7 protein-coding genes are annotated in these 21,535 nt (G+C 72.2%); 4 read left to right on the forward strand and 3 right to left on the reverse strand.

Annotated elements, in window-relative coordinates; translation table 11 throughout:
• Positions 1-87: 87 nt before the first annotated feature.
• Positions 88-13,869 carry a type I polyketide synthase gene (locus tag CD790_RS36125; protein ID WP_260867806.1) on the reverse strand — a complete coding sequence of 4,594 codons (13,782 nt, stop codon included), beginning with the start codon at positions 13,867-13,869 and terminating at the stop codon, positions 88-90.
• 303 nt (positions 13,870-14,172) lie between these two features.
• Here CD790_RS36125 and CD790_RS23360 point away from each other — a divergent pair, with 303 nt between their 5' ends.
• Genes CD790_RS23360 through CD790_RS23375 form a run of 4 tightly spaced genes read left to right on the forward strand, consistent with a single transcriptional unit; the run spans position 14,173 to position 18,519 of the window.
• Positions 14,173-15,315 carry an acyl-CoA dehydrogenase family protein gene (locus CD790_RS23360; RefSeq protein WP_144385264.1) on the forward strand — a complete coding sequence of 381 codons (1,143 nt, stop codon included), beginning with the start codon at positions 14,173-14,175 and terminating at the stop codon, positions 15,313-15,315.
• Positions 15,312-16,820, forward strand: coding sequence for an amino acid adenylation domain-containing protein (locus tag CD790_RS23365; RefSeq protein WP_144385265.1), 1,509 nt, complete (start codon positions 15,312-15,314; stop codon positions 16,818-16,820). The genes CD790_RS23360 and CD790_RS23365 overlap by 4 nt, the downstream gene beginning before the upstream one ends.
• Positions 16,821-16,868: 48 nt before the next feature.
• Positions 16,869-17,144 carry an acyl carrier protein gene (locus CD790_RS23370; RefSeq protein ID WP_144385266.1) on the forward strand — a complete coding sequence of 92 codons (276 nt, stop codon included), beginning with the start codon at positions 16,869-16,871 and terminating at the stop codon, positions 17,142-17,144.
• Positions 17,145-17,163: 19 nt separating this feature from the next.
• Complete coding sequence (locus tag CD790_RS23375; protein ID WP_144385267.1) at positions 17,164-18,519, forward strand: NAD(P)/FAD-dependent oxidoreductase; 1,356 nt, start codon at positions 17,164-17,166, stop codon at positions 18,517-18,519.
• Between the two features lie 111 nt (positions 18,520-18,630).
• Here the strand turns inward: CD790_RS23375 and CD790_RS23380 are convergent, their stop codons facing one another.
• Positions 18,631-19,686: a spirocyclase AveC family protein gene (locus tag CD790_RS23380; protein WP_186319191.1), complete on the reverse strand. Its 1,056-nt coding sequence runs from the start codon at positions 19,684-19,686 to the stop codon at positions 18,631-18,633.
• A 55-nt stretch (positions 19,687-19,741) separates the two neighbouring features.
• Positions 19,742-21,535, reverse strand: a 1,794-nt coding sequence (locus CD790_RS23385; RefSeq protein WP_144385269.1) for a KR domain-containing protein, incomplete at its 5' end; no start/stop codon positions are given.

A 21,535-nucleotide genomic window follows, 5' to 3' on the forward strand; every position in this document is an offset into this window, starting at 1 on the left:
GGCTCAGGGGCGACGCTCGGAACAGCGCTCAGAGCAAGCGCAGAACAGTGCGCGGGGACAGCATCAGGGACAGTGCAGGGACAGCGCTCAGGACAGACCGAGGTCGTTCTTGATGAAGTCCAGGACCTCCAGGGCCGTCGCCGAGGCCAGCCGGTCCGCCCTGTCCGTGTCCCTGTCCGTGTCCCTGTTGTTGTCGTTGTGACTGTCGCCGGGGCGGGCCGTGCCGCCGGACTCGTTCCATCGCAGCAGCAGGGACTGCAGCCGGACGGTCACCCGGGACCGGGCGTCGTCGTCCTCGTCCACGCGGGAGAGAGCCGCTTCCAGGCGGTCCAGCTCCGCCAGCACGGGGGCTACCGTGTCCACGCCGTTGGGCACCACCTGTTCCTTGACGTATGCGGCCAGCTCGGCGGGGGTGGGGTGGTCGAAGGTGAGGGTCGCGGGGAGTCGGAGACCGGTGGCGGTGTTGAGCCGGTTCCGGAGCTCGACGGCCGTGAGGGAGTCGAAACCGAGGCTACGGAAGGGGGACTCGGGATGGACGGCCTCGGGCTCGTTGTGCCCCAGGACGACCGCGGCGTGCGAGCGGACCAGCGCGAGCAGGATCTCGATCTGCTCCGCCGCGTCGTGGTCGCCGAGCCGGGCGCGCAGGGCCGCAGGCCCGGCGTCCGCCGTCGGCCCCGCCCGGCGCGTGGTCTGGCCGGCCAGACCCCGGTACATCGCCGGCATCGGTTGGGAGTCGGCCCGCGCACGCGGAACGTCGAGACGTGCGGGGACGACGAGCGGGCGGTGATGGTCGAGGGCCGCGTCGAAGAGCGCCAGTGCCTGCCCGGTGGTGAGCGGCTTGATGCCGAGGCGGCCCAGTCGGCTCTGGTCGGTGTGGTCGAGGTGGCCGGTCATCCCGCTGGCCTGTTCCCACAGCCCCCAGGCCAGGGAGATCCCCGGCAGCCCACAAGCACGCCGATGCTGAGCCAGAGCATCCAGACAAGCATTGGCCGCCGCGTAGTTCCCCTGCCCCGGCGAACCGATCACACCCGCCGCCGAAGAGAACAGAACAAACGCAGCCAAATCCAGATGACGAGTCAACTCATGCAGATGCCAGGCACCATCCACCTTCCCCGACAGAACCCCCTCCAGACCGCCGACGGTCAACGAACCCAACGTGGCATCCTCCAACACACCCGCCGCATGAACCACAGCGGTCAACGGACGCTCCACCGGAACACCCGCCAACAACTCCGCCAACGCCCCACGATCACCCACATCACACGCCGCCACCACCACCTCAGCACCCATCTCCGCCAACTCGGCCACCAACCCCTCCACACCAGGCGCCTCCGCACCACGACGACTGACCAACAACAACCGCCGCACCCGCCCCGTACCCACCAGATGCCGCGCCACAGCCCCACCCAGCACCCCCGTACCCCCCGTAATCAACACCGTCCCCTCCACATCCCACCCCACCGGCAACACCAACACGTTCTTCCCCACATGCCGCGCCCGCTGAAGATGACGAAACGCCTCCGGAGCCCGACGAACATCCCAACAACTCAACGGCAACGCCCCCAACACACCACACTCGAACAACCCCAACACCACCCGCACGATCTCCCCAACCCGCCCAGGCCCCGCCTCCAACAAGTCATACGCCCGATACACCACCCCCGGACACTCCCGCCCCACCACCCCCGCATCCCGCACATCCGTCTTCCCCAACTCCAAAAACCGACCACCACCACCCCCAGCCACCAACCGCAACGACGCATCCACCAACTCCCCCGCCAAACAGTTGAGGACCACGTCGACCCCACGGCCCCCACCCGCCGACGCGAAACGCTCCTCGAACTCCAACGTACGAGAAGAAGCAATGCGGTCATCCGGGATGCCCTGAGACCGCAGCACATGCCACTTCCCGGGACTGGCCGTCGCGTACACCTCGGCTCCCAGATGCCGCGCCAGCTGCACAGCCGCCATGCCCACCCCGCCGGCCGCCGCATGCACCAACACCGACTCGCCCGGCTCCAACCGGGCCAGGTCCACCAACCCGTAGTACGCCGTCGCGAACACCACGGGCACCGCCGCGGCCTCCGCGAACGACCACCCCTCGGGCACTCGCGCCAACGACGCCCGCTCGGCCACCGCCACCGGGCCGAACGCGTCACCGAACACCCCCATCACCCGATCCCCCACACGCAGATCGGACACCCCCGTACCCACCTCGAGCACGACCCCAGCACCCTCACTTCCCAAACCCCCCTGACCCGCCACCATCCCCAAACCGACCAGCACATCACGGAAGTTGACCCCCGCGGCCCGTACCGCCACCCGCACCTCCGACGCTCCCAACCCCACACCGGCCGTGTCACACCCCACCGCGGACAGACCATCCAGGCTGGCCGAGCCGCGGCACTCCAGCCGCCAGCCGTCCGGCTGCCGCGGCAGGGTGAGGACACCGTCGGCGCCGTCCCCCAGCCGCACCAGGCGCGGTGCCAGGGCACGGCCGTCGCGCAGGGCCAGCTGCGGCTCCTCGAGACCGAGCGCGGCCAGGAGGGCGGCACGGGACCCCTCGGAACCGTCCACGTCCAGCAGGGTGAAGCAGTCCGGCTGCTCCGTCTGGCCCACGCGCACCAGGCCCCAGACGGCCGCGGCGGCCGGATCCGTCACATCCTCGACGGGACCGGCGGCCACCGCCCCGGAGGTGACCAGCACCAGCCGCGCGCCCGCCAGCCGTTCCTCGCCCAGCCACCGCTGGAGCAGCTCCAGCACCTGCCGGGTCCCCACCCGTACGGTCCCGGCCGCGTCCGCGGTGTCGTTCGCGCAGGACGCCCCGCCGGGGGCCGGGCGTTCGACCTCGGCGCGTTCGCCCGCGGGCCGGGAGTCGACCGGGCCCGCGGCGGTGGCCGGCAGGTGCGGGCAGACCGCGATGACCACGTCCGGTACGGGGTCGCCCGCGTCCACGGCCCGCAGCAGGTCGTCCAGGTCGGCGCAGCGGGCGAGGGCCGCCGGTTCCGTGAGGTCCGCGGATTTCGCGGGTTCCGCGCGGCCCGTCCGACCGGCGACGGCCGAGGCGTCGACCCCCGGCCGGTCGACGGGAGAGACGCCGAGATCCGGGCGGTCGTGGGGGGAACCGAAGCTCGCCGCCGCGAGTGCGCGGCCCAGCCCGAGGGCGTCCGTCCCGATCAGCACCCACCGTCCCGCCGCCGGCGTCGATGTAGGCGTAGGTGTAGGCGTAGGTGTCGGTGTCGGTGCCGTTGTCGGCAGTGGGATGTCGACCCAGTCCACGCCGAACAGCGCGTCGCGTACGACGGCGTCGGGCGACCGCAGGGCCTCCCGCGGCACCGGCCGCATGGTGAGCGAGTCCACCGAGGCCACCAGGTGGCCGCTCTCGTCGGCGACGGTGACGGCGACCGTCTCCGGGCCGAGCCGCCGCAGCCGGACCCGCAGTGCCGCCGGCCCGGCCGCCCGCAGGGAGACCCCCTGCCAAGCGAACGGGAGGCCGCGCTCCGGTCCGCCCCGGGCGGCGGCCTCCGTGCCCGGCGGTGGCACCAGCCACATGGTCTGCAGGGCCGCGTCGAGCAGGGCCGGGTGCAGCGCGAACCGCGACGCCTCCCCGGCCGGCTGTTCCGGCAGGCAGACCTCCGCCAGCGTCTCCTCGCCGTACCGCCAGGCGGCGCGCAGCCCCTGGAAGGCCGGTCCGTAAACGAAGCCCGTCTCGGCGAACCGTTCGTACAGCTCGGAGACGTCCAGGGGCTCCGCGCCCACCGGCGGCCAGGCTCCGGCGCCCGCCGCACCGAGGACCGCGTCGTCCGCCGGGCCGACGTGGTGCTCGGCGTGCGCACCGGTCGCACGGGCGGCGCCACCGGCCGCGGTGACGGTGCCGCTGGCGTGCCGCGTCCACCGGCCGGTCGTCGGCGAACCCGCCTCGCCCTCGGTGTCGTCGGCCGGGCGGGCGTGGATGCTCAGCTCATGGCGCCCGGAGTCGTCGGACGCGCCCACCGTCACCTGGAGCACCACCTCACCGCTGTCGGCGAGGGGGAGAGGGGTGTGCAGGGTCAGCTCCTCCAGCCGGTCGCAGCCGACCTGGGCCGCCGCCCGCAGCGCCAGTTCCACGAAGGCGGTGCCGGGCAGCAGAACGACGTCGCCGATGGTGTGGTCGGCCAGCCAGGGGTGCGTGCGCGGCGAGAGCCGTCCCGTGAGCAGCCAGCCCGCACCTTCGGCGAGACCGATCGCGGCCCCGAGCAGCGGGTGATCCGCCGCGTCCAGCCCCGCGCCGGTCACATCGCCGCTCGTGGCCGGGGCCTGCAGCCAGAAGCGTCGGCGTTGGAAGGGATAGGTGGGCAGCTCGACCTGTCGCGGCGCCGGCTGCGGTCGTCGTGCGTAGTGCCGGTTCCAGGACACACGCGCGCCATGGGCGTGGACGGTGGCGAGCGCGGTCAGGGCGCTGCGCGACTCGCACCGCTCCGGGTGGAGGAGCGCGGCGACGGTGGGGGAGTGTTCGGCGAGGTTGTGGTGGACGAGGGTGGTGAGGGTGGTGTCGGGACCGAGCTCGAGGAACGTCGTCACACCTCGGGCGTGGAGTCGTTCGGCGGCCCGTGCGAAGTGCACGGTACGCCGGGCCTGGACGGCCCAGTACGCGGCCGTCCACGGAGCCTCGTCCCGGCCGTCGGTGCGAGCGTCCACCCGGTCGTCCTCGTCGTCCTCCGCGCCGGTGACGAGCGGTGTGTGCGGCCGGCGGTAGGCGAGGGATGCGGCGATGCGCTCCATCTCGGGACGGAGGGCGTCCGTGTGGGGCGAGTGGAAGGCGCCGCTGACCTGGAGCGGGGTGACCTTCCGCCGCTGGGCGCGGAAGGACTCGGCGAGATCGTGGACGGCGGTGCGGTCACCGGCGATGACCAGGGAGGAGGGCGAGTTGACGGCGGCGATGTCGACCCGGTCCGCCAGGCCGGCCAGCCGGGGCCGCACCTCCGCCTCGGTGGCCTGGACGGCGATCATGGCACCGGTGGGGGGAAGGCCCTGCATGGCGCGGGCGCGGGCCGCCACGAGCGCCGCGGCGTCGGGCAGGTCGAGGATGCCCGCCAGGTGGGCTGCGGTGAGCTCACCCAGGGAGTGGCCGGCCAGGTAGTCGGGGGTCAGCTCGAACTCCTCGGTGACGAACCGGTGCAGCGCGGTCTGCACCGCGAAGAGCGCCGGCTGGGTGTACACGGTCTGGTGGAGCAGCGCCGACACCTCACTCGTCTCGTCGGCGAACAGCACCTCCAGCAGCGAGCGATCCAGGTGCGGGTCCAGGTGGGCGCACACCTCGTCCAGCGCCCGGGCGAAGACCGTCGACGTACGGTAGAGGCCCAGGCCCATGCCCGGCCGCTGGGTGCCCTGGCCCGAGCAGATGAACGCCAGCTTCCCCCGTCCCGTGGCCCTGCCGCGGACGACCGCGCCGTGCGGCTCACCCGTCGCCAGCGCGTCGAGGGCGTGCAGGAGGTCGTCGCGGTCGGCGCCGAGGAGCACGGCCCGGTGCTCGAACAGCGCCCGGCCCGTGGCCAGGGAGCACCCCACGTCGGCGACGTCGAGGTCAGGGCGGTCCGCAAGATGGGCGCGCAGCCGCCGGGCCTGAGCCCGCAGCGCCTCCTCGGACCTGGCGGACAGGGCCCAGGGAAGGGTCAGCGGATCGGAGGAGGCGACCGGGTGCGCGGCCGCATCCGTGCTCGTATCCGTACCCGCGTTCGCGGCCGGGGACGGCGACGGGGGTGTGGTGGCCGCCGTGCGTGTGTCGGCCCACGCCGGGGCCTGCTCCAGGATGAGGTGGGCGTTGGTGCCGCTCACCCCGAACGAGGAGACGCCCGCCCGTCGCGGTCGCCCCGTGTCCGGCCACGGCTGGTCCTCGGTCAGCAGCCGCACCGCCCCCGACGACCAGTCCACATGCGGGGAGGGCTCGGACACATGCAGGGTGCGCGGCAGCAGTCCGTGCCGGAGCGCTGCCACCATCTTGATGACCCCGGCGATCCCGGCCGCCGACTGGGTGTGGCCGATGTTGGACTTGACCGTGCCCAGCCACAGCGGTCGCTCCGCCGGGCGGTCCTGCCCGTACGTGGCCAGCAGGGCCTGCGCCTCGATCGGGTCGCCGAGCGTCGTCCCCGTCCCGTGGGCCTCGACCGCGTCCACCTCGGCGGCCGTGACTCCGGCGCCGGCCAGGGCGGCCCGGATCACCCGCTGCTGCGCGGGTCCGTTCGGGGCGGCCAGGCCGTTGCTGGCGCCGTCCTGGTTGACCGCGCTGCCGCGGATCACGGCCAGTACCCGATGGCCGTTGCGCCGGGCGTCGGACAGCCGCTCGACCAGCACCATGCCCACGCCCTCGCCCCAGCCGGTGCCGTCGGCGGTGCCGGAGAACGCCTTGCACCGGCCGTCCGGCGCCAGTCCTCGTTGACGGGAGAACTCGACGAAGTTGAACGGAGTGGTCATCACGGTGACCCCGCCCGCCAGCGCCAGTGAGCACTCACCGGCTCGTAGCGCCTGACATGCCAGATGGAGCGCCACCAGCGAGGACGAGCAGGCGGTGTCGACGGTGACCGCCGGACCCTCCAGCCCGAGGACGTACGAGACACGTCCCGAGGCCACGCTGTTGTTGCTGCCCGTCAGGGCGTAGCCCTCCGACAGCCCCGGTGGCGCCTGCCGCAGCTGTGCGGTGAAGTCCTGCGCGTTGCTGCCGGTGAACACGCCGGTCGGGCTCGATCGCAGGTCCTGCGGGTTGATTCCGGCCCGTTCGAGGGCCTCCCAGGACGTCTCCAGGAGCAGCCGCTGCTGCGGATCCATGGCGAGCGCCTCGCGGGGGCTGATGCCGAAGAACTCGGGGTCGAAGTGTCCCGCGTCGTGGAGGAAGGCGCCCAGCCGGCTGTACGAGGTGCCCCGCCGGTCGGGGTCCGGGTCGAAGAGCCTCTCCAGGTCCCAGCCACGGTCGGTGGGGAAGTCCCCGACGGCGTCCCGGTGCGCGGTGATGAACGCCCACAGATCCTCGGGGGAGCGGACGCCCCCCGGGTAGCGGCAGGCACAGCCGATGATCGCGATGGAGCCGTCGAGCGTTCCGTCCGTGCGGAGGGCGCCGGATCCGTCGACCGTGCCGGTGCCCGCCGCGTCGAGCGTGCCGGGCTTTGCGAGCGTGCCGCCGGCGGCCGCGTCGAGTGTGCCGGGCTTCGCGGTCGTGCGGCCGCCGGCCACGTCGAGTGTGTCGGTGCCGGCCCCGCCGGCCGCGCCCTCGGCAGCCGGTGCGGTCAACTCCGCGAGCAGACGGGTGGCGAGCCGGTCGGGCGTCGGATGGTCGAAGGCCAGCGTGGTCGGCAGCCGCAGGCCGGTGGCGGCGGTCAGCCGGTTCCGCAGCTCGATCGAGGTGACGGAGGTGAAGCCGAGATCCCGGAACGCCCGGTCCGTCGCGATCGCCTCCGCGGAACCGGAGCGCCCGAGGACGGCGGCCGTGTGGGAGCCGACGAGGTTCAGGAGCGTATGGCGCCGCTCGGCGGAACTCTGGCCAGCGAGCCGGTAACGCAGCTCCGCGACGGGGTCGGAGCCACCGCCGACCACACCGTCACCGAAGGCACCGCCGACCACACCACCGTCACCGGAGGCGCCGGCCGCCCGAGGTGAGCCGCCCGGCACGAGATCGCGGGTGTGCGGGGCGGGCGGGAACCTCCGCCAGTCGACATCGGCGACGACCAGTTGGGCGTGCGGCGAGACGACGGCCCGGTCCAGAGCCGCCAGCGCCAACCGCGGCGCCATGGGGGGAAACCCCCGCCTGCGCAGGTACGCCTGTGCCGTGTCGGTGCTCGCCAGTCCCTCGCCGTCCCAGTTGCCCCAGGCGATGGCGGTCGCGGCCAGCCCCAGCGCCCGGCGGTGCTGGGCGAGGGCGTCGAGGTAGGCGTTGGCGGCGGCGTAGTTGGCCTGGCCCGCGGCGCCGAACGGCGCCGCGACCGAGGAGAAGAGGACGAAGGCGTCGAGTGGGAGGTCCCGGGTGAGGGCGTGTAGATGGTACGCGGCATGCGACTTGGGGCCGAGGACCGTCGTGAGGTGGCGCGGGCTCTGCGCGCTGAGCGTGTTGTCGTCGAGGACGCCGGCGCTGTGGATAACCGCGGTCAGGGGGTGTTCCGGGGGGATACTGGTGAGGAGGTCGGCGAGGGCCTCGGGATCCGCGGTGTCGCACGCGGCGATGGTCGAGGCGGCGCCGAGGGCGGTGATCCGCTCGCGCAGCGCCTCCGCTCCGGGCGCGGCGGCGCCGCGGCGGCTCACCAGCAGCAGATGACAGTGGGGGTGATGCTCGGCGATTCGCAGAGCGATCTGGGAACCGATGGCTCCGGTGCCGCCGGTGACGAGGACGGTGCCGCGAGGCGTCCAGGAGCGGGTGCCGCCCGCCGCGGCGACCGAGGGGATGCTCGTGGCGGCGCGGATGGTGCGGCGGGTGCGGAAGCCCGTGCGGCGCAGGGCGAGCTCGTTCTCGTCGTGGTGGGTGGACAGGGCCGCGGCGAGGCGGCGCAGGCCCGTTTCGGTGAGGGTGGCGGGCAGGTCGATGAGTCCGCCCCACAGCTCGGGGTGTTCGAGGGCGGTGGTGCGCCCCAGGCCCCAGACCATGGCTTGGAGGGGGTGTTCGAGACGGTCGCCGGGGCCGGTGGCGACCGCGTCCCGGGTGAGGCACCACAGCCGTGCCGCTCCGTCATCGCGGTCGATCAGGGCCTGGATCAGCGCGAGAGTCAGCGCGGTGCCGGCAGGGACCTCCGGATGGAGCGGATGCGGGGTCTCGTCGAGCGCCAGCAGCGAGAGCACACCCTCGACAGGGAAGTGCCCGTCGGCGATCGCCCTGGCGAGCCGCCGGCCGAGGAGGGTGGGGTCGACGTCCGTGTCGTCGAGGACGAATGGGGTGGTGGAGAGTCCCTGGCGGGTCAGGCCGTCGAGGAGGCCGCGGACGAGCTGGCCGTCGGCCTGACGTGCCGGTACGGCGACCAACCAACTGCCGCCCGGTGACCGTGGACGGGTGCCGGACGAGGCACCCTGCTCCAGGCTGACCGGCTTCCAGAGATCGCGGTAGGTCCAGCCGTCGGTGACGGCCTGGTCGCGACGCTCATCGCGCCACGCCGACAGGGCCGGCACCAGCACGTCGAGCGAGGCGCCCCGATCGACGCCGAGCAGAGCGGCCACGGTGTCGGGGTCCCCGCCCTCGACGGCCTGCCAGAAGCGACCGGTCGTGACGTCCGTGGCCGGGCCCTGGACAGGTGCCTCGGTCTCGGCGGCGCCGCGCCCGGCACCGCCGTCGCCGTGCAGCCAGAAGCGCTGTCGTTGGAAGGCGTAGGTGGGGAGGTCGACGGGGTGCGGGGTGGGCGCGTCGGGGCGCTGACGGTAGTGGTGTCGCCAGTCGACGGTGTGGTGGTGAACGTGGGCCTGGGCGAGGGCCGTGAGGAGCTGACGGGTGTCGTCCTCGTTCCTGCGGAGGGTGCTGATCACGACGGCTGGCACGAGCCTGTCGACGCTCTCGGCGCCCTCCGCGCCCTCGGCGACGTCAGGTTGTTCGGCTACGCCAGCGTGTTCGGTGACGTCAGCGTCGGTGCTGGCGGCGTGTTCCGTGGTGTCGTGGAGGGCGGGGGTGAGCGTGGGGTGGGGGCTGATCTCGATGAAGGTGCCGTGGCCCTGACGGTGGAGGGCGTGGACGGCGTCGGTGAAGCGGACGGGTTGCCGCAGGTTCCGGTACCAGTACGCGCCGTCCAGCTCCGTCCCGTCCAGGGGCCGGTTGTCGACGGTGGAGTGGAAGGGGATCCGATGCGGCTGAGGGGTGAGGGTGGCGAGCTGGGCGAGGAGTCGGTCCTCGACGGCGTCGATGTGGGGGCAGTGGGAGGCGTAGTCGACCGGAATCCGCCTGGTCCGCACGCCGCCCCCCTGGAAGTGCCGGAGGGCCGCGTCGAGTGCGTCGATGTCGCCGGAGACGACGGTGGTGCCCGGCCCGTTGAAGGCGGCGACCCACAGCCGCCCGGGCCAGTGTCGGGCCAGGACCTGAGCAACCGTGTCCGCGGGTTGGAGGACGGAGGCCATGCCGCCTTTGCCGCGCAGTGCCTGGAGCGTCCGGGAGCGGAGGGCGACGACGGTGGCGGCGTCGTCGAGGGTGAGGGCCCCCGCGATATGGGCGGCCGCGATCTCCCCCTGGGAGTGTCCGACGACAGCGTCAGGCGTCAGCCCGTAGGACTGGTAGGTCCTGGCGAGGGAGACCATGAGGGAGAACAGGACCGGCTGGACCACGTCCGCGCGGTCCCACACCGGATCGTCGGCCGGCCGGTGCAGGACGTCGATCAGTCCCCAGTCGACATGAGGCGCCAGCGCCTGGTCACACGCGGCGATGGACTCGGCGAAGACGGTGGAGGTCTCCAGCAGTCGCAGCCCCATCCCGGGCCACTGACCGCCCTGGCCGGGGAAGACGAAGACCACCCGACCCCCGGCGTCGGCCGATCCACCGGCCGGACCGGACCCGGCCGCGGCGTCGGCCGTGCCGGTGACCACGCTGCCGGTCGGCTCTCCGGAGGCGAGGGCGTCCAGACCGCGCAGGAGGTCGGAGCGGTCCCGGCCGATGATCACAGCGCGGTGTTCGAGGGCGGACCGACCCACGGCCAGCGCGTGGCCCACGTCCACCGGCTCCACGTCGGGGGTGGCGGCCAGGAAGGTGCGCAGCTTACGCGCCTGAGCGTGCAGCGCCGCGCGCGACCTCGCCGAGACCACCCACGGCAGGGTGCGCGGAGTGGTCGGCTCCTGCCCCACCGCCTCCTCGGGAGGCGCCTGTTCGAGGATGACATGGGCGTTGGTGCCGCTCACCCCGAAGGAGGACACGCCCGCGCGCCGGGGGCGTCCCGTCTCCGGCCACGGTTCCGCCTCCGTCAGCAGCCGTACCGCCCCCGCCGACCAGTCCACGTACTCGGAGGGCTTGTCCACATGCAGCGTGCGCGGCAGGACGCCGTGCCGGATGGCCTGCACCATCTTGATGACCCCGATGACACCCGCGGCCCACTGGGTGTGCCCGATGTTCGACTTGACGGACCCCAGCAGCAGCGGCCGGTCCCGCGGCCGGTCCTGCCCGTACGTCGCGAGCAGCGCCTGGGCCTCGATCGGATCACCCAGCTTGGTGCCCGTGCCGTGGCCTTCCACCGCGTCGACGTCGGTGGTCGACAGTCGGGCGTCGGCCAGGGCGGCCCGGATGACGCGCTGCTGCGAGGGGCCGTTGGGGGCGGTGAGACCGTTGCTGGCGCCGTCCTGGTTGACGGCGGAGCCGCGCACCACGGCCAGGACGCGATGCCCCAGCCGGCGGGCGTCGGAGAGCCGCTCCAGCAGCAGCATCCCCGCGCCCTCCGCCCACCCCGTGCCGTCCGCCGCGGCGGCGTACGCCTTGCAGCGGCCGTCCGCCGACAGGGCGCGCTGCCGCGAGAACTCGATGAACAAGCCGGGCGTCGAGAGCACCGTGGCCCCGCCGGCCAGCGCCAGCGAGCATTCCCCCGACCGCAGTGCCCGGGCCGCCAGGTGCAGCGCGACCAGGGACGAGGAGCAGGCCGTGTCCACCGACAGCGCCGGCCCCTCCAGGCCGAAGACGTACGAGATCCGGCCGGACGCCGCGGCGCCGAGGTTGCCGGTCAGCAGATAGCCCTCCAGCTCCTGCGCCGCCTGGTGCAGACGGGGGCTGTAGTCGAGCGGGGCGACGCCGACGAACACCCCGGTGCGGCTCCCGCGCAACGACCGGGGGTCGATGCCCGCCCGCTCGAAGACCTCCCACGTGGTCTCCAACAGCAGTCGGTGCTGCGGGTCCATCGTCACGGCCTCACGCGGGGCGATCCCGAAGAACTCGGCGTCGAACCGGTCGGCGGCGTGCAGGAAACCGGCTTCGCGCTGATAGTGCCTTCCGTGCCGCGCCGGGTCCGGGTGGTAGAACTCCGCCGGGTCCCACCCGCGGTCGGTGGGGAAGGGGGAGAGCACGTCGGTGCCCTCCACCACCAGGTCCCACAGCTCCTCGGGAGTGTCCGCGCCCCCGGGGAAGCGACCGGCCAAGCCGATGACGGCGATCGGCTCCACGGTCGCCTCCACGGCATCCCCGCCCGGCGGGCCGCCCTGACCGGCCGCGTCCCCGTCGAGGAGGCTCTGCCGCCCGAAGAGGGCGCCGTGCAGATGGTCGGCGACCGCGGCGGGGGTGGGGCGGTCGAAGGCGAGGGTGAAGGGCAGGACGAGTCCGGTGGCGTCGTTGAGCCGGTTCCGCAGCCCCACCGCGGCCACGGAGTCGAAACCCGAGGCGATGAAGGTCTCGTCCTCCGCGATGGCGGGAGCGGCCCCGGGCCCGGACTCGCCCGCGCGCCCCAGCACCCTGGTCGCCTGCGCGCGGACCAGCTCGCGCAACCGCCGCTTCCGCTCCGCGATGGAGAGCGGGGCCAGCTCGTCCACCAGAGCGCGCGGGTCGGACACCTCGGCTTTCGCGGCGGCCGAGGCACCCCCGAAGCGTGTGGCGTCGTCGCGGCCGCGGGAGCCGCCGGCCTCCGCCGCCTCGCCGGGTCCCGCGGCCGCGGGCAGTTCGACGCGCCGACCGCCCGGCACCGAGAAGGCCGCCGCGTGGTCATCCAGGGCGCCGTGCACATACAGTTCGGCCAGCGCGGCGTGGAAGCCGTCCATGCCGGTGCGGTCGCGATGCAGCGTCGGGGCGATGACGACACGCTCGCCGCCGACCACCTCCTCGGCGATGGCCTGCATGGACATGGCCAGCGTCGGGTGCGGGCTCAGCTCCACGAAACAGCGCTTCCCCTGCCGCAGCACCTCCGCCATCGCGCTCGCGAACCGGACCGTCGAGGCGATGTTGCGGTGCCAGTACGCCGCGTCGAGGCCCGTCGTCTCCAGCGGCCCCCCGGTGACGGAGGAGTGGAAGGGCACCTGCGCGGGCCCCGCGGTCACGGAGCCCAACAGACCGAGGATGTCGTCCTTGAGACAGTCGACGAACGGGGAGTGCGCGGCGATGTCGATCGCCACCCCGCGAGCCCGGACCCCGGCCCGTGTGAGCTCCTCCCTCAGCTCCTCCGTCGCCTGCCGATCCCCGGAGACGACGGTCGCCATGGGGCCGTTGACGGCGGCGATCGCGAGCCTGCCGGGCCAGCGCCGCAGCAGGGGGGCGAGCTGGTCCTCGGGCCAGGCCACCGCGAGCAGGGTGCCCGAGCCCGCCATCGTCGTCTGCGCCCGGCCGCATCCGATCACCACGCGTGCCGCGTCGGGCAGCGACAGTGCGCCGGCCACGTGCGCGGCGGCCATCTCCCCGATGCAGTGCCCCACGACGGCCGACGGCTCGACGCCACGCGACCGCCACATGGCGGCCAGCCCCACCATGACGGCGAACAGCGTCGGCTGCACCACGTCCGTCCCCTCCAGCGGCGGCGCGCCCGGCGCGCCCCGCAGCACTGCCTCCGGTGTCCAGTCGACGTGTGGCGCGAACGCCTCGGCGCACGCGTCCATGGACCGCCGGAAGACAGGGGAGGACGTCAGCAGGTCCGCCGCCATGCCGGGCCACTGGGTGCCCTGCCCCGGGAAGACGAACACCACGCCGCCGGCCGCCGCGGTCGCCGTGCCCCGGACGACCCCGGGGCGCTCCTCGTCGCGGGCCACCGCGTCGAGCCCCCGCAGGAGGCCCTCCCGGTCCGACCCGAGCACCGCCGCACGGTGTGCCGCCGCCGGACCGGCCGTCGCCAGCGTGTGGCCGATGTCCTCGGGCCGCAGCAGCGGATGAGTGGTGAGGTGATCGTGGAGTCGCCGCGCCCACGCCCGCAGGGCGGGGCCGGTGTGCCCGGAGAGGATCCAGGGGGAGCCGACGACTGCGACATCACTCTGGGGCTCAGGCAACGGGACCGTCTCCAAATCGACAGAGGAATCAGAGGAAGCAGTCGGATAATCAACAAAGAGAGCACATACGCCGGCTTCGGATTTCCGCTCCGTGATCGCACCGCGACGGAACCCAAGGATTTATACGCCAGCGAACTGGAGATCGGCTCGCCCCCGACTCGACGGCACCTCAGGTGCCGGTGGAGCCCGCATGTTCCCCGACTGATCCCGTTGTGCCGAGCCGGTGACGCCCGCTACACCTGGAAGCCCTTGTGACGTTCGCGGGTATGGTCGCCTTCCCGCTGCCCTGCGCGGGGAGGCGCGGTGGACTTCGACTGGAGTGCCGAACAGCACGACCTCTACACATCCGTCCTGGCCGGGGCGCGGACGGCCTTCCCCGAGGACACGGGCCGCGCGGACACGGCGTACACCCGTGCGCAGTGGTCGCGACTGGCCCCGCTGGGACTGCTCGGAGCGAGTGTGCCGGAAGACCGGGGCGGCCGCGGGCTGGGCGCGCTGGACAGTGCGCTGGCCTTCGAAGCCGCCGGCCGGGGCTGTGTGAACACCGGCATTCTGTTCGCGGCCGCCGCGCATCTCTTCTCCTGCGCGATGCCGATCCTCGAATTCGCCACACCCGGAACGTGTCGGCGGCTGCTGCCCGACATGTGCTCCGGGGCACTCATCGCGGGGAACGCGATGACCGAGCCGGACGCCGGATCGGATGTGTCACGGCTCGCCGTGACGGCGCGGCGGGTCGCCGACGGATTCCTGCTCGACGGCACCAAGAGCTTTGTGAGCAACGGCCCCACAGCCGACCTCTATGTGACCTACGCGACCACCGACCCGCGCGCCGGCCACCTGGGAATCACCGCATTCGTCGTCGACCGCGCGGCACCCGGCGTCGCGGCGGGGGAGCCGCTGGACAAGATGGGCCTGCTGTCGTGCCCGGCCGGACCGGTGACGTTCGACCACTGCTTCGTACCGGACGAGCAGATCCTCGGCGTCCCCGGACAGGGCGGAGCGATCTTCCAGCACTCCATGCGCTGGGAACGGTCCTGCCTCTTCGCCGTCTACCTCGGCGTACAGCAGCGGCTCCTCGACCGGTGTGTGGAACACGTACGCCGCCGCCGGCAGTCCGGCCGCCCACTGGCCGAGTTCCAGTCCGTGGCCAATCGCGTCGTCGACATGAAACTGCGGCTGGAGAGCGGTCGGCTGCTGCTGTACCGGGCCTGCGACGCCCTCGACCGCGACGACCAGGACGCCGCGTTGTGGGTCTCCCTGTCCAAGCTGGCCGTCTCCGAAGCGGCCGTGGCCAGCGCGCTGGACGCCGTCCAACTCCTCGGCGGACGCGGCTATCTGCGGGACGAAGGCATCGAGGCCGCGCTCCGGGACGCCGTGCCGACCACCATCTTCTCCGGCACCTCGGAGATCCAGCGCCAACTGATCGCGAGGGCGATGGGACTGTGAACCTGAACCGACTGGTGGTCGAAGCGGCCGCCCGCACCCCCGAGGCCCCGGCGATCCGCGACATGACCGGGAGCATCAGCTACTACCAACTCGACGCGCTGGCCGACCAGTACGCCGCCGCGCTCCTCGACCACGGGGTCCGGCCCGGTGACCGGGTGCTGCTGTGGACCGGCAAGAGCGCGGACGTGGTCGCCGTCATGCAGGCGGCACTGCGGATCGGCGCCGTCTACGTCCCCGTCGCCTCATCGAACCCGATCGGCCGGGTGCGCCGCATCGCCGCCGACTGCCGCCCCGCGCTGCTGGTGACCGAGCTCGACACCCCGCCGGACCCCGCCACGCTGGAAGGCCTCGGCGTGCCCGTGACCGACTGCGCCGCCCTACGCGCCGCCGGCGAACCCGGGCGCCGCCCCGAGCACCACCACGGCACCCCCGACGACCCCGCGTACATCCTCTACACCTCCGGCTCGACCGGCGAGCCCAAAGGAGTCTGCCTGAGCCACCGCAACGCCCTGGCCTTCGTCGACTGGGCCGCCGCCGAGCTGCGGCTGCGGCCCGAGGACCGGCTGGCCAACCACGCGCCCTTCAACTTCGACCTCTCCGTCTTCGACCTCTACGGCGCCTTCCGCGCCGGGGCCTCGACCCACCTCGTCCCCGACACCCTGGCCTACGCCCCCGACCAGCTCACCGAACTGCTCGACCGTCGGCGGATCACGGTCTGGTACTCGGTGCCGTCCGCGCTGCTGCTGATGATGCGCGAGGCCCGGCTGCTCGAGCGGGGCCCGCTGTCCCTCCGCGCCTGCGTCTTCGCCGGCGAGCCCTTCCCTCTGAGGGACGCCCGGCGGCTGCGCGCCGCCTGGCCGGAGGTCCGGCTGCTCAACTGGTACGGCCCGACCGAGACCAACGTCTGCACCTCCTACGAGCTCACCGCCGCCGACCTCGACCGCACCACACCGCTGCCGATCGGCACCGCATGCTGCGGAGACGACGTGCGGTTGGAGCCCCGGCCGGACGGTACGGAGGAGATCGTCGTGGACGGGCCGACCGTGATGCTGGGCTACTGGGGTCACCCCCCGCACCACGGACCGTACCGGACCGGCGACCTGGGGCGGCGCGACCCGCACGGCGCGCTGGAGTACCTGGGCCGATACGACGACCTGGTGAAGGTGCGCGGCCACCGGGTCGAGCCCGGCGAGGTGGAGGCCGCCCTGTCGTCCCACCCCGCGATCGACCGCGCCGTGGTGCTGGTCTCGGGAGCCGGCGGCCACGAGGCGCGCATCCACGCCGTCGTCGTCCCCCGACCCGGACACCGACCGGAGCTGCTCGACATCAAGCGGCACTGCGCGGCACTCCTTCCACGATACATGATCGTCGACACGGTCCATGTGGTGGCGCGTCTGCCGCGCAACCCCCACGGCAAGACCGACCGACGAGCACTCGTCGAAGCGCTGCTGGCCGACACGCTCAAGCGAGACTCAGGAACACTGGGGAAGAATGGCCGCGTCTGACTGTCCCACGGCAGCTCCCGGCCCCACCCGGCGTATCAGGAGACACATGTGCCCGACAGCGATCGCACCACCCTGCTGAACCAGCTCTTCGCCTACGTCAGGGACGAACTGGTGGGCGACGCGGACCTCACACCGAAGATCACCCCCCAGACCCCGCTGCTCGAATGGGGAATCCTGGACTCGATGCGCACCGCGCGCCTGCTGGCCCACCTGCGCGACCACCTCGACGTCCGGGTGCCGCCCACACACCTGACGGGGCACCACTTCAAGGACGTGGCGAGCATCGCCGACCTCGTCTGGTCGCTCCGCTCCCAGCCCGCCTGATCCGTCGACGGAGCCCCGCATGCACGTCACCGACGATCTCGACATCGGCATCATCGGCGGGGGCCCCGCCGGTTCGACCGCCGCCTCCTACCTCGCCCGGGCCGGGCTGTCCGTCGCCGTCTTCGAGAGCGAGCTCTTCCCCCGGGAGCACGTCGGAGAGTCCCTGGTCCCGGCCACCACACCCGTGCTCCTGGACATCGGCGCCATGGAGAAGATCGAGGCGGCCGGCTTCCCGAAGAAGTACGGGGCCGCCTGGACCGCGGCGGGGACACAGGGCGTCGACCCGCTGGACTTCCGAGTGGAGGACCACGGCCTGGGCGTCGCCCAGGTGCTCTTCAACGAGCGGGAGCAGCTGGGCGTCGACCGCGACCACACCTTCCACGTGGACCGCGGGGAGTTCGACCTCATCCTGCTCAAGCACGCCCAGAGCCTCGGCGCCCGGGTCTTCACCGGGGCCCGGGTCCGCGAGGTCGACTTCGCCGACCCGGACCACCCGGTGCTGCGCGTGGCGATCGGCCCGGCACTCACCGACATCCCCGTGCGCATGGTCGTCGACGCCAGCGGACGCGGCACCCTGCTCGGCCGACAACTCAAGGTCAAGGTTCCCGACCCGGTGTTCAACCAGTACGCCGTGCACAGCTGGTTCGAAGGACTCGACCGCCGGGCACTGGCCGAGAGCCGGCAGCAGACCGACTTCATCTTCATCCACTTCCTGCCCCTCGCCGACACCTGGGTGTGGCAGATCCCCATCACCGAAACCATCACCTCGGTCGGCGTGGTCACCCAGAGGGCACGCTTCAGGGCCGCCAAGGACGACCTGGAGGGCTTCTTCTGGGACTCGGTGGCCAGCCGCCCCGAGCTGGAGCGCGCCCTGCGGCCGACCCGGCGGGTGCGCCCCTTCAAAGCCGAGGGCGACTACAGCTACGGCATGCGCCAGGTCGCCGGGGACGGGATGGTGATGATCGGCGACGCGGCGCGGTTCGTCGATCCGATCTTCTCCAGCGGCGTCAGCGTCGCGATGAACAGCGCCCGGCTGGCCTGCAAGGACATCATCGCCGCCGCGGCCGCCGGGGACTACCGCGCCCCACGGTTCGACACCTACGTGAACACCCTGCGGCGCGGCGTCTCCAACTGGTACGAGTTCATCTCGATCTACTACCGGCTCAACATCCTCTTCACCGCCTTCGTACAGGACCCCCGCTACCGGATCGACGTCCTGAAACTCCTCCAGGGCGACGTCTACGACGACGCGGAGCCCGCGGCGCTGCTCGCGATGCGCGAGTTCGTGGCGACGGTGGAAAGCGACCCGACACACCTGTGGCACGACCGCCTCGGCAACCTCAAGGTCTCCCCCGAGGCCAAGTGCCTGTTCTGAGGTTGGCACAGCCCGCCGCCGGACATCCCCGGCGGCGGGCTGCGCCGTATCACCGGCGGCGCCGTACCGGCAGCGGAGGGAAGGACACCCCGCGGCTGGTACGGCGACACGTCAGTACGCGGCGGGAGGACGGAAGAAGTCCGGTAGGTCGATGGGCGGGCTGCCGTGGTTCCAGGCGAACAGCATATGACCCACCGCGTACCCGACGTAGGCCACGTTGGTGACTCCGGCCACCGCCAGCAGCCGCAGCCAGGTGGTGCGTCGCCACGACAGTTCGCCGACCCCTCGCTCCGCCAACGTCTCACCCCGCTCGTTCACGGCGAGCCGCAACATGGCCAGCGCGGCGAAGTACGTACCGGCCGTGACGAGCTCGTACACCGGGAACTGATACCAGGTGCCGCTGAAGAGCGTGAGCTCGGGCGTCGCACCCGACCAGATGAAGAACCCCAGCGCCGGGAGGAACGGCTCCGAGGTGGCGGTGAGCAGCATCCCCAGCAGGACGGCGAATCCCGCCAAGCGGATCGGCCGGATCCCGGGCCGGCGCTTCGCCAGCCACTGCACGCCGGCGCCCACGACGATGGCCGACAGAGCCGTCCCCAGACCGGCGACCAGCGCATGCCACGGCATCTCCGCCTGCTGATGCTCCCCCGGCCCCTGCCACCCCGGGACGTACGGCGCCCAGGAACTCGTCGCCATGAACTGATTGGTGTTCACCGTGATCACCGGGTGGAACCAGTTCAGCAGGGGGTCCTGCCAGGCGCTCAACACACAACCGATGACCAGCAGAAGGTCGAAGGTGGCCCGCCGTTGGGCGCGGGACTCCCGCACGAACTTGACGGTCAGCACCACCACGGGCACCACCGTCATGAGCGGGACCAGCACACCGATCACTTCCATGGTGGTGCCGAAGCCGGAAGTCTCGGGCGCCTTGTCGATGTGCGTGCCGTCGACCAGCCAACTGACCAGCACATACGTCTGCAACACCACGAAGAACACGCCCAGACACGCCCAGACCACGACAGGCGGCACCCGTCGACCACGGCGACCCGGCGCCGCGGACGAAGGGCCGGCATCCACCCGCACCACCTTCTGCCCCGACGGAGAGGGCGACTGCGTCTCGGTCGTTGCGTCTCCCGCGTCCGGCACGGAAGCCTGATGGCTGCTCATACTTGTCCTCTCCTTGATGACGACGCTGCCCCGAGCTTTCGGCCCGCTTCTGCGCTCAGAACGTCGAGTCGAGCCAGCAGTCCACCGACTCGGCCGTGGCGAAGGCGTGTTCCTGCATGATGGTGAAGTGGTCGCCGGCGACATCCATGGGCGTGTGAGGGAACTCCCACATGGGCCGCCACTCCTCCTGACTCGAGACCTCCGACATGTCGTCGGCCACCCGGTCGACACCCCGGAGGCACAAGGTGGGCATGGAGGTCGCCTGCGGCACATGGTTCGCGAAGAGCCGCAGATAGCAGCCCATGGCCGTCAGCCGGGTGTCGTCCATCCGCAGCCCGAAGATCCGCTCCGTCTCGAACATGCCGTTGGCGAGCTCTCGGGCGAGAGTCACCATCGACGCGCTTCCGTACGCATAGGTGTCGATCAGAACCAAGGCCGCCGGGGGCCTGCCGATGGCCTCGAGGTGAACGGCTAGCGCATGTGCGACCAGCCCGCCACCGGAGTGCCCCACGAGGACGAAGGGCGTGTCACCGACACAGTCGAGCGCCAGCTTGGACTCGAACTCCATCAACGCTTCCATGGACGCGGGGGTGCTCTCCTCCGCGGCGAAACCAGGCAGCGGAAGGAACCACATGTCTCGGACCCCACGGAAATACGATGCGAAACGCGCGTACTGGTTCGGGCTGGCCACGGCCGCCACGGTGGGAAGGCAGAGCAGCGACGGCTGCACCGCCCCCCGCGCCAGCCGCAGGGGGCTGGGCGCCGGCCCCATGTCCGCCACGGACGCGAATCCGGGGCGGAAGTACGAGGCAGCACGCATGAGCTGCATGCCTCGCGGTACTTCGTCGAGGTCGTGGGCACGCCGGAAGAGCGAAGCCAAGGAGTGCGGCAGAATCTCCGCCGACTCCGATGGCGATGCCCCGGCCGAGAGGTTCGCCCCCGCCCCGCGCACCGGCCCCGTGGCGCCCCCAGCCGCGCCTTCGCCGTCTGGATCGGCCACCGCTCCGGAGACATCGAGTACGGCCTGGAGGTGGCGTGCGAACGCCCTGGGGGTCGAGTGGTCGAAGAGCAGGGTGGCTGGTAGACGCAGCCCGGTCTCTCCGGCCATCCGCTTGCACAGCTCCAGGACGGTCAGCGAATCGAAGCCCGCTTCCATGAACCCCACGCTGGGGTTGATCGCCTCATAGGAAGCATGCCCGAGCGCGACCGCGGCATGGGTGCGGACCAGGTGGAGCAGCGTCTCGGTCTGCTCAGAGGCAGCCATCCCAGCCAGCTTGTGTCGAAGGCGGGCGGGTGCCTCGCTCTGCTTGTCGGTTGGTGTGTGGGGGTTGGTGGTTTTGGTGGTGGCGATGACTTCGGGGATGTCGGTGATGAGGGGGCTGTGGCGGATGGAGGTGAATGTTTCGGTGAAGCGTTCCCAGTCCATGTGGGTGATGGTGAGGAACGTCTCGTCGTGGTCGAGTGCTTGTTGGAGGGCGGTGATGGCGAGTTGGGGGTTCATCGCTCGTACGCCGCGGCGGTTGAGTTGTCGGGTGGAGGTTTCTTCGGCTGCCATGCCGGTGTCGGCCCAGGCTCCCCAGGCGAGGGAGGTGGCGGGGAGTCCTGTGGCGCGTCGGTGGTGGGCGAGTGCGTCGAGGTAGGCGTTGGCGGCGGCGTAGCCGCCCTGGTCGCCTCCGCCCCATACGCCTGCTCCGGAGGAGAAGAGGACGAAGGCGGTGAGGGGGAGGTCGCGGGTGAGTTCGTGGAGGTGTTGGGCTGCTTGGACTTTGGGTCGGGTGACGTGGGCGAGGTCGGTGAGGGTGGTGTGGGTGAGGGGTGCGTAGTGGGCGGTGCCGGCGGTGTGGATGAC

The organism is Streptomyces sp. SAJ15, assembly GCF_007595705.1.
Taxonomy (GTDB): Bacteria; Actinomycetota; Actinomycetes; order Streptomycetales; family Streptomycetaceae; genus Streptomyces.